General features: G+C 64.8%; 11 protein-coding genes. 7 read left to right on the top strand and 4 right to left on the bottom strand.

What is annotated here, in order from left to right; all coding sequences use genetic code 11:
• Positions 1–7 precede the first annotated feature (7 nt).
• The gene (locus O3301_RS09070) at positions 8–1,201 is read right to left on the bottom strand and encodes an efflux RND transporter periplasmic adaptor subunit (protein ID WP_305056180.1); all 1,194 of its coding nucleotides are present in this window, start codon (positions 1,199–1,201) and stop codon (positions 8–10) included.
• 424 nt (positions 1,202–1,625) lie between these two features.
• Between O3301_RS09070 and O3301_RS09065 the strand changes: the two genes are divergently transcribed.
• Both O3301_RS09065 and O3301_RS09060 read left to right on the top strand, forming a co-directional pair.
• The gene (locus O3301_RS09065) at positions 1,626–3,137 is read left to right on the top strand and encodes an ATPase domain-containing protein (protein WP_305056179.1); all 1,512 of its coding nucleotides are present in this window, start codon (positions 1,626–1,628) and stop codon (positions 3,135–3,137) included.
• A gap of 8 nt (positions 3,138–3,145) precedes the next feature.
• Positions 3,146–4,690: an ATP-binding protein gene (locus O3301_RS09060; RefSeq protein WP_305056178.1), complete on the top strand. Its 1,545-nt coding sequence runs from the start codon at positions 3,146–3,148 to the stop codon at positions 4,688–4,690.
• Positions 4,691–4,693: 3 nt separating this feature from the next.
• Here the strand turns inward: O3301_RS09060 and O3301_RS09055 are convergent, their stop codons facing one another.
• Positions 4,694–6,580: an MFS transporter gene (locus tag O3301_RS09055; RefSeq protein ID WP_305056177.1), complete on the bottom strand. Its 1,887-nt coding sequence runs from the start codon at positions 6,578–6,580 to the stop codon at positions 4,694–4,696.
• Positions 6,581–6,825: 245 nt separating this feature from the next.
• On the opposite strand from O3301_RS09055, the gene O3301_RS09050 reads away from it, so the two are divergent.
• Complete coding sequence (locus O3301_RS09050) at positions 6,826–10,026, top strand: DUF2339 domain-containing protein (protein ID WP_305056176.1); 3,201 nt, start codon at positions 6,826–6,828, stop codon at positions 10,024–10,026.
• The gene (locus O3301_RS09045; protein ID WP_305056175.1) at positions 10,023–11,504 is read left to right on the top strand and encodes a DUF3999 family protein; all 1,482 of its coding nucleotides are present in this window, start codon (positions 10,023–10,025) and stop codon (positions 11,502–11,504) included. The genes O3301_RS09050 and O3301_RS09045 overlap by 4 nt, the downstream gene beginning before the upstream one ends.
• Positions 11,505–11,730: 226 nt before the next feature.
• On the opposite strand, the gene O3301_RS09040 is transcribed toward O3301_RS09045, so the two are convergent.
• Positions 11,731–12,474, bottom strand: a complete 744-nt coding sequence (locus tag O3301_RS09040; RefSeq protein ID WP_077407465.1) for a helix-turn-helix transcriptional regulator — start codon at positions 12,472–12,474, stop codon at positions 11,731–11,733.
• Positions 12,475–12,634: 160 nt separating this feature from the next.
• Between O3301_RS09040 and O3301_RS09035 the strand changes: the two genes are divergently transcribed.
• Genes O3301_RS09035 through O3301_RS09025 form a run of 3 tightly spaced genes read left to right on the top strand, consistent with a single transcriptional unit; the run spans position 12,635 to position 14,288 of the window.
• A complete protein-coding gene (locus O3301_RS09035; RefSeq protein ID WP_251350458.1) occupies positions 12,635–13,057 on the top strand; it encodes a hypothetical protein in 423 nt (140 codons plus the stop codon).
• A gap of 24 nt (positions 13,058–13,081) precedes the next feature.
• The gene (locus O3301_RS09030) at positions 13,082–13,498 is read left to right on the top strand and encodes a hypothetical protein (RefSeq protein WP_305056174.1); all 417 of its coding nucleotides are present in this window, start codon (positions 13,082–13,084) and stop codon (positions 13,496–13,498) included.
• Between the two features lie 4 nt (positions 13,499–13,502).
• On the top strand, positions 13,503–14,288 hold the full coding sequence (locus tag O3301_RS09025) for a DUF2145 domain-containing protein (protein ID WP_251350456.1): 786 nt from the start codon (positions 13,503–13,505) through the stop codon (positions 14,286–14,288).
• On the opposite strand, the gene O3301_RS09020 is transcribed toward O3301_RS09025, so the two are convergent.
• Positions 14,285–15,331 carry an AbrB family transcriptional regulator gene (locus O3301_RS09020; RefSeq protein ID WP_305056173.1) on the bottom strand — a complete coding sequence of 349 codons (1,047 nt, stop codon included), beginning with the start codon at positions 15,329–15,331 and terminating at the stop codon, positions 14,285–14,287. The genes O3301_RS09025 and O3301_RS09020 overlap by 4 nt on opposite strands.
• Between the last annotated feature and the right edge of the window lie 2 nt (positions 15,332–15,333).

The raw sequence follows: 15,333 nt of genomic DNA, 5'->3' as shown, positions 1-15,333 counted from the left end.
TCCTGAATTAGTGGGCGCTGGCAGCCGATGCTGCGGCAGAGGCGGCAGCGGCCTTGGCCGGTACGGCAACGGCTGGTGCGCCTGGCTTGACTTTTTGCAAGCCTTCCACGATCACGCGATCGCCTGCGGCCAGGCCGGACGTCACCAGCCAGTTGGTGCCGACGGTGCCGCTGGTGGTCAGAACGCGTTGCTCGACCTTGTTTTCCTTGTTCAGGATCAAGGCGGTTGCCTGGCCCTTCTGGTTGCGCGTCACGCCCACTTGCGGCACGGTGATGGCTTTTTCATCGACGCCCGTTTCCAGCTGGGCACGTACGTACATGCCTGGCAGCAATTCGCCTTTCGGGTTCGGGAACAGCGCGCGCAAGATCACGTTGCCGGTGGTCGGATCGACCGTCACGCCAGCGAACTGCAGCTTGCCCGGTTCGCTGTACTTGCTGCCATCCGGCAAGATCAGGTCGACCTTGGCCTGACCTTCGCCCACTTTTTTCAGCGAGCCGTCGGCCATCTGGCGTTTCAGGCGCAGCAGGTCCGTGCTCGACTGGGTCACGTCGACATAGATGGGATCGAGTTGCTGCACGGTGGTCAGCGCGTCGGCCTGGCCCGCCGTGACCAGCGCGCCGGCCGTCACGCTCGAGCGGCTGGTGCGGCCGCTGATCGGCGCCGTCACGGTGCTGTATTTCAGGTTGATGTTCGCCGTTTCCAGCGCCGCGGTGGCGGACTCGACGTCTGCCTTGGCTTGCTCGAACGCAGCGACGGCATCGTCGTATTCCTGGCGGCTCACGCCTTCGATGGCGACCAGTTCCTTGTAGCGCGAGGCTTTCGGACCGGCCGTCAGCAAGTTGGCCTTGGCTTTCGACAGCGCGGCCTTGGCTGAATTATAGGCAGCCTGGTAGGTGGCGGGGTCGATCTGATACAGGGCCGTGCCCGCTTTCACATCGCTGCCTTCGACGAACAGGCGCTTCTGGATCAAGCCGCCGACTTGCGGGCGCACATCGGCGACCTGGTAGGCATTCGTACGGCCAGGCAATTCGGCGCTCATCGGCAACGCGGCCGGATTAACAGTAAACACGACCACCTGTGGCGCTTGCTGCGCGTGAGGTGCTTCCTGTTTTTTACTGCAGCCGGCCATGATTACAGTGGCGCACAGAACGGCAATAGCGCCGCTCGTACGCGGCGACGTCAAGGAAAATGTTGGTTGCATCTTGGACTTTCTGAAAAAGAAGCTGGCTAGTGTCGTTAGAAATGACTAAATTTATTAACGCAGATCAAAGAATGAACGATCATTCTAAAATCGTCAAGCATCGTTACAATTGAAACATAGTAACTATCAAGCGGATTAAATTATCAATGAGGCAATAAAATGAAGGCAACAACAGCGTCGGCACGCCCGCCAATTCGAATGGGAAGCGGGCGGGCGGCGGCAAAACGGCAAAGCGGGAAAGTTGGATTGAATGATTACTGTAGCAGGGTAATGCGTTTTTTGCTGAGACCGTGATCGCGTACGCAACACTGCCTTGCGCGCCCCCGCCCTGTCACGATGAATATTTACCAATGGTATCGAAAAGACATGTCGCGCCGGACGCGCTAGTATAGTGATCACGGCGTGGCAAAGCGGGGGCGCAACGATGACGGCACAGGCGCGAAACACAGGGCAGCACGATGGCGCGAGCGGCCCGGACGCGCCGCCGCTGCTGTCGACGGGCGTCGCAGGCCTCGACGCGATACTCACCGGCGGCATGCTGGCCGAGCGCCTGTACCTGGTCGAAGGCGCCCCCGGCACGGGCAAGACCACCCTGGCGCTGCAATTTCTGGCCGAAGGCGCGCGCAGCGGCGTGCCCGTGCTGTATATCGCCCTGGCGGAATCCGCGATCGAGCTGCGCGGTGCGGCCCTGTCGCATGGCTGGGACCTGGCCGGCATCGCCATCGAAGAAGTGGCGCCCGGCGACGATATCCTCGACCCCGAGCGCCAGTACACCATCTTCCACCCGTCGGAAATCGAACTGGCCTCGACCAACCAGCGCATCCTCGCCGCCATCGAAAAGCACCGCCCTGTCCGCCTCGTGCTCGATTCGCTGTCCGAACTGCAGTTGCTGGCGGAAAATCCTCTGCGCTACCGGCGCCAGGTCGTCGCGTTGAAACAATACCTGGCCAGCCGGCACTGCACCACCCTGCTGATCGATGACCGTTCCGCGCTGGACGACGGCTTGCAAGTGCGTAGCGTGGCCCACTGCGTCATTTCGCTGGAGCTGCAAAACCAGGCCTACGGCAATGACCGGCGCCGCGTGCGGGTGGTCAAATACCGGGGCGTGCCGTTTCGCAGCGGCACGCACGACTACAAGATCGCCCATGACGGCCTGGTCGTCTTTCCGCGCCTGGTGGCGGCCGACACGCGCCGCGATGGCGACCATCGGCGCCTGTCGAGCGGCGTGCCCGAACTCGACACCATGACAGGGGGCGGCCTGGAAGAAGGCATGAGCACGCTCATTTCCGGCCCGGCCGGCAGCGGCAAGTCCACCCTGGCGGCGCAATTCGTGCACGCGGCCATAACGCGCGGCGAACCGTGCGCCATGTTCCTGTTCGAAGAAGCGCGCAGCAAACTGCTGAACCGGGCCGACAACGTGGGCATGCGCCTGCAGCCGGCACTCGATTCCGGCCTGTTGAGTGTGCAGCAAGTCGATCCGGCCGAGCTGACACCGGGAGAATTCGCCCAGGCCGTGGTCGACGCGGCAGAACGGGGCGCCCAGGTCATCGTCATCGATAGCCTGAACGGCTACATGCATGCCGTGCCCGACGAGCGCTTCCAGAGCACCTATCTGCATGAACTGCTCAATTACCTGGGCCAGCGGGGCGTGGCCACCCTGCTCGTCGGCGTGCAGCAAAACATGCTGGGCACCTCGATGACGACCTCGGCCGACGCCAGCTACCTGGCCGACGGCGTCATCATGCTGCGCTATTACGAAACGGAAGGCGAGGTGCGGCAAGCCATTTCCGTCTTCAAGAAGCGCGGCAGCGCGCACGAGCGCAGCATCCGCCGCTTCGAGATCAGCCCGCAGGGCATCCGCATCGGCCCGGCCCTGGCCGGCTTTCACGGCATCCTGTCGGGCTTGCCCACCATCGGCGGCACGCCCTTCCCCTAGGAGTTGCCATGGAGCAGCGTATCCTGATCTACGCGCCTGGCGGCCAGGACGCCGCCCTGGCTGCCAGGGTGCTCGCAGGCGAGGCCATCGCCAGCCACGCCTGCCGCTCCGCCGGCGAACTGGCCGAGCAGCTGGCGCTGGGCGCCGGCGGCGTGCTGACGGTGGACGAATCCTTGCCTGCAGGCGTGTACGCCGTGCTAGACGCCTACGCCCGCCAGCAACCGGACTGGTCCGATTTGCCGATCATCCTGCTGACGCACGCGGGACTCGATTCCCTGTCTTTGCGGCAAGCCGTCGCCACCCTGGGCAACCTGACCCTGCTGGAGCGCCCCGTACACATATTGACCCTGATCACCTCGGCCCACGCCATGCTGCGCGCACGCCAGCGCCAGTACCAGGTGCGCGAGACGCAGCGGCGCAAGGACGAATTCCTTGCCAGCCTCGGGCATGAACTGCGCAATCCGCTGGCGCCCATCAAGACCTCGGTGGCCCTGCTCAAGCACCTGTATCCCGCATCGGAGCAGGTCAGCAAGGTCAGCGGCGTGATCGAGCGCCAGGTGATACACCTGACGCGGCTGGTGGATGATTTGCTCAACGTGGCGCGCATCACCAGCGGCAAGGTACTGCTGCAGCGAGAAAACATTGATTTACAGCAAGTACTCGACCATGTGATCGAACTGTGCCAGCCCGCGGCCGACAGCCGGCACATCAGCATCACGCAGACGTTGCCGCCGCATGCCGTGACCTTGCACGCCGACTATGCCAGGGTGGTGCAGATCTTTGCCAATATCGTGTCGAATGCCGTGAAGTTCACGCCGGAAGGCGGCCACATCCACATGACGGCGCGCCTGGCGCAAGGCTTGCTGCAAGTGGCGGTCGAAGACAACGGCATCGGCATCGAACCGGACGCCATCCCGCGCATCTTTTCCATGTTTGAACAGGGGCGCACGGTGGAAGGCCAGATGGCCAGCGGCCTGGGCATCGGCCTGAGCCTGGCGCGCCAATTTACAGAGATGCATGGCGGCAACATCGAAGCGTACAGCGACGGCCCCGGCCGCGGCAGCCGCTTCATCGTCACCCTGCCCGCCAGCGCCGGCGACGCCCAGGCAGCCGCCCCGGCCGCGCCGGAAGCTGCCCGCAGCGAGACGCCCGCCGGCGCTGGCCAGCCCGTGCAAGTGCTGGTGGTGGACGACAACCTCGATGCGGCCGATGCCTTGCAAAGCCTGTTCCAGCTCGAGGGCTATGCCGCCAGTGTCGCGTATGGCGGCGCGCAAGCCCTGGCGGCCGTCGACAGGTCGTGGCCGCAACTGGTCGTGATGGACCTGGGCATGCCGGACATGGATGGTTATGAGGCGGCGCGCCAGATACGTCAGCGTGCGCAGGGGCGCGAGGTGCTGCTGATCGCCCTGACGGGCTGGGGAGAGGCGCGCTCACGCACGGAACAAGCCGGTTTCGACCATCACCTGACGAAACCGGTGGACTTCGCCGCCATCGCCGCCCTGCTGGAACAGCGCCTGGCGGGGCGGATGGGGACAGCTACGCGAACAAAATAGCGTTTATTTCCACTTGCCGCGCAATTCCTGCACCTTTTGCTGCAACAGTTCCGGCGTGGCGGCCTCGGGCGCCACGGGCATGCCCACGGCCAGCGACAGGCGCGAGCGCAAGCCTGCCTTGAAGGCGCGCTCGAACAAATGGCCATTGCGATGGCTCAACAGATGTCCCCACAAGCCGCGCAGCGCCAGTGGAATCACGGGCACCTTGCTGCGCTCAACGATCTTCGCGATGCCGCCCTTGAATTCGCTGATCTGGCCCGTGCGCGTCAGCTTGCCTTCGGGGAAGATGCACACCAGCTCGCCCTCGTGCAGCGCTTGCGCGATATCAATGAAAGCCTTTTCCATGAGGAAAGGATCTTCCTTGGCCGGCGCGATGGGAATCGCCTTGGCCGTGCGGAAAATCCAGCCCATCAGCGGCATCTTGAAGATGCGGTGGTCCATGACGAAACGGATGGGCCGAGGGCTGGCCGCCATGATGACGATGGCGTCCACATAGCTGACGTGGTTACACACCAGCACGGCCGCCCCTTCCGTCGGGATGCGCTCGCCATCGACGACTTTCACGCGGTGCACGGTCTGTATCAGTATCCACGCGAGGAAGCGCATGAGGAATTCCGGCACCAGCGAGAAGATGTAGGCCGCCACCAGCGCGTTCAGGATGGCCGTGACGAGGAACAACTGCGGAATCGTAAACCCCTGGCCCAGCAGCACGATGGCCACGCCGGCGGCCGCCACCATGAACAGGGCGTTCAGGATATTCATGCCGGCGATCGTGCGCGAAATGTGTTTCGGGTCGCAGCGCGTCTGGATCAGGGCGAACAGGGGCACGATGAAAAAGCCGCCGAAGACGCCGATCATGACGATGTCGAGCAAGATGTGCGGCACGCCGGCCTGGCTGACAAAGGCCAGCGCATCGACCACTTGCGTATTCGCATACGCATTGCTGGCGAAATACAGGTCGATGCCGAACAGCGACAGGCCGATGGAACCGAACGGCACCAGGCCGATCTCGATCTTGTGGCCGGACAGGCGTTCGCACAGCAGGGAACCCGTGCCGATGCCGACGGAAAACACGGTCAGCAGCAGCACGAACACGCTGTGGTCGCCATGCAGGAAATCCTTCGAATACACGGGGAACTGCGCCAGGATCAGGGCGCCATAGAACCAGAACCAGGAGTTGCCCAGCATGGCCAGGAAGACGGGACGGTTCTTGCGCGAAAAATTCAGGTTGCGGAACGATTCGGCGACGAAATTCAGGCTCACCTTCAAGTCCGGCTCGGGCGCCGGCGTGCGCGGCACGCGGTAGCTGGCGATGAGGCCGAAGACGGCCACGGCAATCGTCGCGCCCGCCACCAGTTCCACGCCCAGCGGCTTGTGCACGATCAACACGGCGCCGAGGATTTCGCCCAATAAAATGCCGACAAAGGTGCCCATTTCGATCAGGCCATTGCCGCCGACCAGTTCCTCGGGTTTGAGCTGCTGCGGCAGGTATGCATACTTGACGGGGCCGAACAGGGTCGAATGCACGCCCATGCCCACGACGGCGGCCACCAGCAGCCACAGGGTATGCGTCATCCAGCCGGCGGCGGCCACGGCCATGATGGCCAGTTCCATCCATTTCACGAAACGGGCCAGGCCTGCCTTTTCGAACTTGTCGGCCAGCTGACCCGCCGTGGCTGAAAACACGACGTAGGGCAGGATGAACAGGCCGGGAATCAGGTTGGTGATGGTGGACGGGTCGAGCGTGGTCCAGCTCAGCGCATCGTAGGCGAGGATCACCATCAAGGCCGTCTTGAACAGATTGTCGTTAAAGGCGCCAAAGAACTGGGTCCAAAAGAAGGGCCCGAAACGGCGCTGCGACAATAAGGAAAACTGGCTGCTTTGACTCATGGCATGGGGAACTGGCAATTAAGGAATTGCTAAAATACAGCACTATCTTGCGCACGACAATCTGAATGTCGACATCTTGCTTGACATCAATATGAAAAGCCCGCTCCGGCCCCATGCTTGCCTTGCCGCCGCACGCACTTCCTGGCACTTGCCCTGACACAACAGAAATCGCCTGTTTCTTGATAATAAGGTAATGTGCGCATACATCGGGCGCCTTCGCCCTGCCCTTTCAGGAAAGCTGCCCCATGTTTGGATTGATCACGCTGTTCATCCTTGGCTTGCTGATTACCGCCTTCGTGCTGGTGCTGCAGTACCGCCGCAAGGTGGCGGATCTGGAACTGCTGACAGCCCGCCTGCGCAAGGAAGTCGACGGCATCCAGCAGCGCCTGCGGACGCTGGAAGGCCAGGGCGAAGCGCCTGCTGCCGTTCCCGCTGTAGAGAGCGCTGCGCCGCTGTCGGCACCAGTACCGGCGCCTGTTGCGGTTGCCCCGCTGGTGCCTGCGCCGCCTGCCGCCCCCGTGCCGCAAGCGGCCGCGAGCGAGCCCGTCGCACTGGCAAAGGCTGCGCCAGCCGCCCCATCCGCCCCAGCACCATCGGCTCCGCCGCCCCCTGCCAGGCCCGCCCCTGCCGTCCCGAATACCCCGTCCTGGATCGCGCACCCGGACGGCCTCGTTGCCAAGGCGAAAAACTGGCTATTCACGGGCAACCTGGTCGCCAAGCTGGGCTTGCTGATCCTCTTCCTCGGCGTCAGCTTCCTGCTCAAGTACGTGTCGGCCCAGGTCACGCTGCCCATCGAGCTGCGCCTGGCCGGCATCGCGCTGGCCGATATTGCCCTGCTGGCCTGGGCCTGGCGCATCCGCCTCAGCCGTCCAGGCATCAGCCTGCCGCTGCAGGGCACGGCGCTGGCGATATTGATGTTGGTCACGTTTGGCGCTTTTCGCCTGTATGAATTGATCCCGGCCGGCCTGGCGTTTGCCGTACTGTTCGTGCTGACGGCGTTCACGTGTCTGCTGGCCGTGCTGCAAAACGCTGTCTGGCTGGCCGTCTTCGGCATCGTCGGCGGCTTTGCCGTGCCCCTGCTGGTGTCGACGGGCAGCGGCAACCATATCGGCCTGTTCAGCTATTACGCGCTGCTCAATGCGGGCGTCTTCGCCATCGCCCTGAAACGCGCCTGGCGCGTGCTGAATGTGCTGAGCTTTGGCTTTACCTTTGTCGTTGCCACCACCTGGGGCCTGCTGCGCTACTCGCCCGAGCACTACCTGTCGACGCAACTGTTCCTGATCCTGTTCGTGCTGTTCTATATCGGCATCGCGATCGCCTACTGCGCGCGCCAGGCGCCGCGCCTCAAGCATTACGTGGATGGCACCCTCGTCTTCGGCACGCCGCTGGCGGCCATGGGCCTGCAATACGGCCTGGTCCGGCACTTTGACTTTGGACTGGCGTTTTCCGCGCTGCTTGCCGGCCTGTGCTACACGGGACTGGCCGTGGCGCTGTGGCGCCGCGCAGGTTTCAAACTGCTGGCCGAAGCCTTCCTCGCGCTGGGCATCGTCTTCGGCACCCTGGCCATCCCGTTCGCCCTTGACGGCCGCTGGACGTCCGCCGCCTGGGCGCTGGAAGGCGCGGGCATCGTCTGGGTCGGCTTGCGCCAGCGCCAGACGCTGGCCTGGGCTTTCGGCCTGCTGGTGCAGGGAGCCGCCTGGCTTGCCTTCCTCGGCGCCATGCTGGAACTCGATACGGCAGCGGCCCTGGACGCCAACATCTGGCTCGGCTGCGCGCTGCTGGCCGCCGCCGCGCTGGTGATGGCCTTCAACTTCCGCCGCAACGGCAGCCACTTGCATCCGGAGTTCATGAGCAGCCTGTCCGTGCTGTTCCTGACGGCCGCCACAGTCTGGCTGCTGGGCGGCATCTGGACCGAAATCCTGCTGCGCACGGATGCCGCCACGCAACTGAACCTGCTCACCGTCAGCGCGCTGGCAGTGGCAGCCCTGCTGGCGGCGCTGGCGCGGCGCGAACAATGGCATGCGCCGCGCGCGCTGCTGCTGGCCGTGCAGGTCCTGGCCGGCATGGTCATGCTCAGCCGCGCCAGCTGGGCCTGGGATCAGCATCCGGCCAGCCTGTTCGGCGGCTCCTTCCTCAGCGCCCTGCTGCTGGGCGCCGCCGCCTTTGCCAGCGCCCGTTTCCTTGCGCTGCGCGCGCGCGGCGGCGACGAGCTGCTGGCCCTGGTGGCGCGCCCCCTGCTGGCCTGGAGCGGCTTGCTGTGGTTTGCCGCCATCCTCGTGCCCTTCACCAGCTGGCTGCTGCGCCTGATCGACGGCAACCTGGCGCTGCAAGCACACGCGGGCGAACACTGGCTGGCGCTGTACCTGATCGCCGTCTGCGTCACGACGCCCGCGTTCGCCCTCCTGGCGCGGCGCCTCGATTGGCCGCAGCTGCGCTGGATCAGCGTGGCCGCCTGGATTGGCCTGGGCTTGTGGAGCGCCAACCTGCTGCTGGCGCTGTACCTGCGCGACTACCTGCCGACCGGCTTGAGCTGGCTGGCCCTGGCCAGCGCCCTGGCGGCAGGAGAATACCTGCTGCTGGCCTGGCCGCAAGCGGGCTGGCAACTCGACGTGCGTGCGCTGCGCCTGCTGCATACGCTGCGCACGGCCGCGCCCTGGCTGATGCTGTGGCCGCTTGGCGCCATGCAGGTCAGCGCCTGGCTGGCACAGCATGAAGGCAGCGTCAGCCCTGCCTGGGCCCGCTACTTGCCGGCCTGGGCCATGATGCTGGTGCTGGCCTGGCTGATCCGCCGCTGCCGCGCTGGCGCCTGGCCGGTGGCGCCGATTGCAGCGTGGTACCAGCGTTATCTGATACCGCTGGCGGCGGCATGGTCGCTGCTGCTGATCGCCGCATGGAATATCTTCGACGACGGCGCCATGGCACCGCTGCCGTATTTGCCATTGCTCAATCCGCTGGACCTGAGCACGGGTTTTGCCGTCCTGCTGGCCATTGCCAGCTACCGCTTGCTGCCGGCGGGCCAGATGCCGCTGCCCGCGCTGTGGCAAGCGCGCTTGCCCGTCGTGGCCGCGTGCCTGCTGTATGGCTGGTTCAACCTGATGCTGCTGCGCACGGTGTCGCAGTACCTGGGCGTGCCCTACACCTTTGACGCCATGCTGGCCTCGCAGTTCGTGCAAGCGATGCTGTCGCTGGTGTGGAGCGTGACGGCCCTGCTGCTGATGCGTCACGCGGCGCGCCAGCAGCGGCGCCAGCAATGGAGCCTGGGCGCCGTGCTGCTGGGTCTGGTCGTCCTGAAACTGTTCCTGATCGACCTGTCGAACGTGGGCGGCATCGAGCGCATCGTCTCCTTCGTGGGCGTCGGCTTGCTGATGGTCTTGATCGGCTACCTGGCGCCGTTTCCCAAGGCTGCCGCGCCCGCTTCAGCCGAACCGCAACAAGGAGCCGCATGAAGCCCTCATTGATCTGCTGCAGCCTGCTGGTGGCAGGCGCCGCGCTGGCCGCGCCCGGCCAGGACCGGCCACAGGACTATGCCTGGAGCATGCCCGTGCAGGTGCCGGCCGGCGCCGGCATCGTCCAGCTGATATTGCCCAGGGACGTCTACCTGCACGCCAGCTCGGCCAGCCTGGCGGACCTGCGCCTGTTCGACGCGGACGGCAAGCGCCTGGCCTACGCCATCGGCGCGCCGCCCGCGCAATCGGCCACGCAACGGACAGCCATTCCGGCCCGCATTTTCCCCGTGACGAGCGCGCCGGCAACTGGCGATGGCTTGCAAGGCATCGATATCCGCACGGCGGACGATGGCCGCTTGCTGTCGGTCAGCACGCGCGCCGGCACGGCGGCGACCACGGCGGCGCTGCAAGCGCTGATCCTCGACTTGGGCAAGCAAACGCAAGACAAGCGCATCGCCGCCTTGCGCTTCACGCCGCCGGCCCGCACGGACAATTACAGTGCGCAAGTGCTGCTGGAAGTGAGCGATGACCTGAAGCAATGGGACGCCATCAGCACCACCACCCTGAATTGGCTCAGCAACAGCGACACGCAAACCCTGGCCAACGACAGCATCGCCTTTGCGCCGCGCGCCTTCCGCTATGCGCGCCTGAGCTGGCAAGCGGGCGAACCGCTGGCCTTTGCGGCGATCACGGCGCAAGCCGTCAGCGAAACGGAGATCGCCCCAGCGCGCGCCTCCATCGTGCTGCAAGGCTTGCCCGGCAAGCAGGCGAATGAATGGCGCTACGCCACGCCCCTCGCCATTCCCGCCGACAGCATCGCCCTGCAATTGACGCGCAACAATGTGGTGCTGCCCGTGACTCTGGGCGTGTATCGCCAGCACAACTATGTTCCCCGGCACCGGCTGCACCTGCGCCACCAGGCGCGTCCCGCGCAAGGCGCGTATTTCGATCCCCTGCTGAGCACGACGTTTTACCGCATCGGCCTCGATGGCAAGGAGAGGATCTCGGGCGACCTGGCCATGCCCGTGACGCAAACGGGCGAATGGGTGCTGCAGACGGCCACGGAACTCCAGCTCGACGCCAGCGATGCGCCCGCCCTGCGCCTGGGCTGGACACCGGCCACCGTCGTTTTCCTGGCCAGCGGCAAGCCGCCTTATCAACTGGCATTCGGCAACAGCAACGCCGCCGCCGTGGCGCAACCGCTGTCGCAGGTGGCGCCCGGCTTCAAGGCGGACGAATTGCTGGCACTCAAGACGGCCAGCGCCGGCCCGCTCCACCCCAACGGGGGCGCGGCGGCACCCGCACGCGCCACAAAGGACGGGGCACCGTGGCGCCTGGCCGCGCTGTGGGGCGCACTGCTGCTGGGCGTGGGCGTGCTGGGCTTCTTTGCCTGGCGCTTGCTGTCGCAAATGAAACAGGAACAAGAAGAACAAGAGGGGCAGCAGAAATCGGGCCAACAGCAAACGGGGCAGCAATAAATGAGCCCGCAAGCAATGGGCCAGCAAGCAATCGAGGATGGCGCAAACAGGCGCGGCCAGCGGCCAGACTAGGGGCCAGAAAGACCCGGCGCCACGCATGGCTTTACACAAATGGCTTTATTGCGGCGTACTGACTTGCTGACTTGCTGGCTTGCTGGCTTGCTGGCTTGCTGGCGGCTGGCTTGCTTACAGGCTAGCAGGCTTGCTTATCGACCGGCTTGCACGCTCACTGCCGCAGTAACGCCTTGAACGTCTGCGGCATCCAGGGACGCGCCGCCAGCATGAAGCTGATGGCCAGGCGCTCATCGCCGGGCAGGCGCGCGTCTTCCTGGTGTTGCTGCGAGAATTCTACCGCCACTTGCTTCAGGCGTTCCAGCAAGGCCGCCGTGGATTTTTTCGACAGCATCACGTTCACCAGGCGCAACAATTCCGTTTCGCCATCGAATTGGGAATTCAAATAGTCACCATAGGCTTCCTTTTTGAAATACGTATGGATGGGACCGTTCGGTATCCACGCAAACGTACGCGCCACCAGCAGTTTGACCCGGTTATTCGGCAGCAGTTCCAGAAAGCCGATCTTGTCGAGGCGCAGCAGGTATTTCACGGCTTGCGCCTCGCTGATGTCGTAGATGGCGACGATCTGTTCCAGCGGCAGCAGGTTCAGGGCAGACACGGCCACCACGAACAGCCGGGTGTCCTCGATGATTTCCTTTTCCTGCGCATATGTCAGTCCCGTGATCAGGGTGGGCGCGGCCTGGGCAGACTGCACGGCCAGCGCCAGCTGCTGGAAATCGCTGCCGATGGCCACCAGGATCTGATCCAGGCGTTGCAAGGTAAATTGCTTCTGCGAAAACATCCGCTTGACGCTGGCTTCGGATACGCCGATGCGCTGGGCCAGCTCGGCATATGTGACGGCGCGCGCTTTCAACAGGCGTTTCAAGGCTTCTATCAAGGCGTGGGTTTGCGGCATGCATTTCCTTTATAAAAATGGCATCGGTTCTGACGGCAAAAAAGTAGCGCAATACGCTACCTGCGGTATGCCTGCCCGCTACGAGTAGCGTTTTCATTGACCAATTGCCCACAGTCTACAATGATGGCGTTGCCACTTGGCACACTTGAAGGAGAAACACATGAAACGCCTGCTGCCCCTCTGCCTGTCCCTGTCGCTGTTGACGCTCTCCGTGGCCGCTCCCGGCCTGGTCCACGCCGCCGCCTCGGAGAACCTGTCGAAAGGCTCGCAAAACCTCAGCCAGGGTTCCGCCATCGTCGTCGCCGGCTCCATGTCGATGCTGGTCGCCTCCGGCCAGGTGGTGGTCGCCAGCGTGGAAACGGTGGGCGAAGGCATCGTCATCGTGCTGAAAGGCGCGTCCGAAGCGGGCGGCGCTTCCATCCAGATGAGCACGCAAGCGGCCAAGGGCCTGTCGCTGGCGGCCGGCACCGTGGTCAACGTGGTGGCGCTGTCCACCGGACACATGCTGGTTCTTTCCGGCAAGGCCATCGCCTTCATCCCGAACGAACTGGGCAAGGCGCTGCTGCACCACTCCAAAGTGTAACCACCAATGAAGAACGGAAATCCCATGAAACATCTGCTCGCCACCGCCCTGCTGTGCGCCGCCACCATGGCGCCGCTGGCCCAGGCCGCCAATTCCGACACCACCAACGCGTCCGACAATGCCAGCATGGCGTCGGCCATCGTGCTCGTCGGCTCCATGTCGGTGCTGGCCGCCGCCGGTGAAATCGTCATCGACAAGGTGGAAGACGTGGCCGACGGCAGCGTCCTCGTGCTGAAGAGCGCAGCCAGGGGCGCCTCGCAGGCGGCCACGGCCTCCGTCAAGCTGAGCCTGAAAGCCGCGCAAGGCCTGTCGCTGGCGGCCGGCACGGCCATCCAGGTGGTTGCCGTCTCGACGGGCCACATGCTGGTACTGTCAGGCAAGGCCATCGCCTATGTGCCGGATGCGGCCGGCAATGCCATCCTCCACCATTCGAAAGCGTGAACCCATGAAACGCCTGACTGTCATGATCATCAGCCTGGCCCTGGCCGGCGCCGCCCATGCGGGACGCTCGTGCGAGGAAAAGCCAACGGATGCGACCACCCTCGTCAAATCGATGGATCTGGCGCAAAAGACCCTGCAGGCGCTCGATGGTTCGGGCGCGCAAGTGGCGCTGGTGGCGCGCGCCGGGCAAGACTTGTCGAAGTACAATTTGCGCTATTCGCACATGGCGCTGGCCTGGCGCGACCACCCGAAGGGCCGCTGGCTGGTGGTGCATGAACTCAATGAATGCGGCACGGCGCAATCGTCGCTGTACAACGAAGGCTTGGGCAATTTCTTCATGGATGACGTGTTCATGTATGAAAGCCTGATCCTGATTCCCGGCCAGGATACGCAGCAGCAACTGGTGCGACTGCTGACGTCGAACACGCCCAAGCGCCTGCATGAGGCGCACTACAATATGCTGGCCTATCCGTTTTCCACCAAGTACCAGAACTCGAACCAGTGGGTGCTGGAAACCCTGGCCGCTGCCAGCAACGAGCCGGGCAAGATCGAAACGCGCGCCGAAGCGCAAAGCTGGCTGCGCAGCGCCAGCTACGCGCCGCAAACGCTCAGCATACCGGCCGCCACGCGCCTGGGCGCGCGCATGTTCCGCGCCAATATCGCCTTCGACGATCACCCGTTCGAGCGCCGCATGACGCGCCAGATCGACGTCGTCACGGTGGACTCCATCGTGCGCTTCATGCGCCAGCGCGAACCGCAGGTGCAGGAAATCGTCGTGCGGGGAAATTAAGGACGCGGCAGCAGGCGAAACAGCGGTCCGATCAGCAATACCAGCACTACCATGCGCGCCACGTGGAAGGCCGTGACGATGGGGACGCCCAGATGCAGGGCCTTGGCCGTCAGCGACATTTCCGCGATGCCGCCGGGCGAGGTGGCCAGGACGGCCGTGCCGGGATGGATGCCCAGCCAGTGCGACAGGCCCAGTCCGAAGGCGGCCGCCAGCAGCAACATCAGGACGCTGCACAGAGCCACGCCGGCCAGGTAGCGGGGAGCAGCATGCAGGAAGGCGGGAGTGAAGCGCGTGCCCAGGGCGATGCCGATGAACAGCTGGCCCGCGCGTATCATCCATTCGGGCAGGCGCGACAGATGGATGCCGCAGGCCGTCAGCAGCAGCGCGGCCAGCAGCGGGCCGATGACCCACGCGTTGGGCAGCCGGCCCCGTTTTAATGCGAGGGCCGCCAGCACCGTGATGCCGACCAGCAGCGCCAGCCCGCCATAGTCGACCAGCGCGGCGCCCGGCACGAAAGTCTCATGCCCTTCTGCCAGGCCATGGCTGCCCCAGTAGCGCACGCCGAACGGAATCGTCGCCACCACCAGCATCATGCGCAGGCTGTGCGCGGCGGCCACCTTGCCCACGTCGGCGCCATGGCGCTCGCTCTGCACCGCCATCTCGGATGCGCCACCCACGGCCATGGCAAAGAAGGCGGTGGCATGGTCGACGCCGGAGAGGCGACGCAGCAGCATGGCGCCGGATGCGCCCAGCGCCAGCGCGAACAGCACGGCGCCGGCGATCCATGGCGTATAGACCGTGAGCACGGCCAGCACGGGCGCCGTGAAATACAGACCCAAGGCCGTGCCGATGGCCCACTGTCCCGCTTCCCGCACGCGCACGGGACAGGCCAGTTCGCGCCCTGCCAGGCGCAGCGCGGCCGTGGCAAACAGGGGGCCGATCATCCACGGCAGCGGCGTGTGCAGCCACAGGCAGATGGCGGCACCCGCCAGCCCGGCGGCCAGCGCCGCGCCGACTGCGCGCCAGCGCGGCCACCACGGCACCG

Origin of the sequence: Janthinobacterium sp. SUN211 (assembly GCF_030587315.1) — a bacterium.
Lineage (GTDB): Bacteria > Pseudomonadota > Gammaproteobacteria > Burkholderiales > Burkholderiaceae_D > Janthinobacterium > Janthinobacterium kumbetense.
This window is presented reverse-complemented; position numbering and strand designations above follow the sequence as displayed.

What these genes read in the sequence shown, in the direction of transcription:
- O3301_RS09035 (WP_251350458.1), top strand. Translation starts at nt 12,635, where the DNA reads ATGAAACGCCTGCTGCCCCTCTGCCTGTCCCTGTCGCTGTTGACGCTC.
- O3301_RS09065 (WP_305056179.1), top strand. Translation starts at nt 1,626, where the DNA reads ATGACGGCACAGGCGCGAAACACAGGGCAGCACGATGGCGCGAGCGGC.
- O3301_RS09045 (WP_305056175.1), top strand. Translation starts at nt 10,023, where the DNA reads ATGAAGCCCTCATTGATCTGCTGCAGCCTGCTGGTGGCAGGCGCCGCG.
- O3301_RS09030 (WP_305056174.1), top strand. Translation starts at nt 13,082, where the DNA reads ATGAAACATCTGCTCGCCACCGCCCTGCTGTGCGCCGCCACCATGGCG.
- O3301_RS09050 (WP_305056176.1), top strand. Translation starts at nt 6,826, where the DNA reads ATGTTTGGATTGATCACGCTGTTCATCCTTGGCTTGCTGATTACCGCC.
- O3301_RS09060 (WP_305056178.1), top strand. Translation starts at nt 3,146, where the DNA reads ATGGAGCAGCGTATCCTGATCTACGCGCCTGGCGGCCAGGACGCCGCC.
- O3301_RS09070 (WP_305056180.1), bottom strand. Translation starts at nt 1,201, where the DNA reads ATGCAACCAACATTTTCCTTGACGTCGCCGCGTACGAGCGGCGCTATT.
- O3301_RS09055 (WP_305056177.1), bottom strand. Translation starts at nt 6,580, where the DNA reads ATGAGTCAAAGCAGCCAGTTTTCCTTATTGTCGCAGCGCCGTTTCGGG.
- O3301_RS09025 (WP_251350456.1), top strand. Translation starts at nt 13,503, where the DNA reads ATGAAACGCCTGACTGTCATGATCATCAGCCTGGCCCTGGCCGGCGCC.
- O3301_RS09040 (WP_077407465.1), bottom strand. Translation starts at nt 12,474, where the DNA reads ATGCCGCAAACCCACGCCTTGATAGAAGCCTTGAAACGCCTGTTGAAA.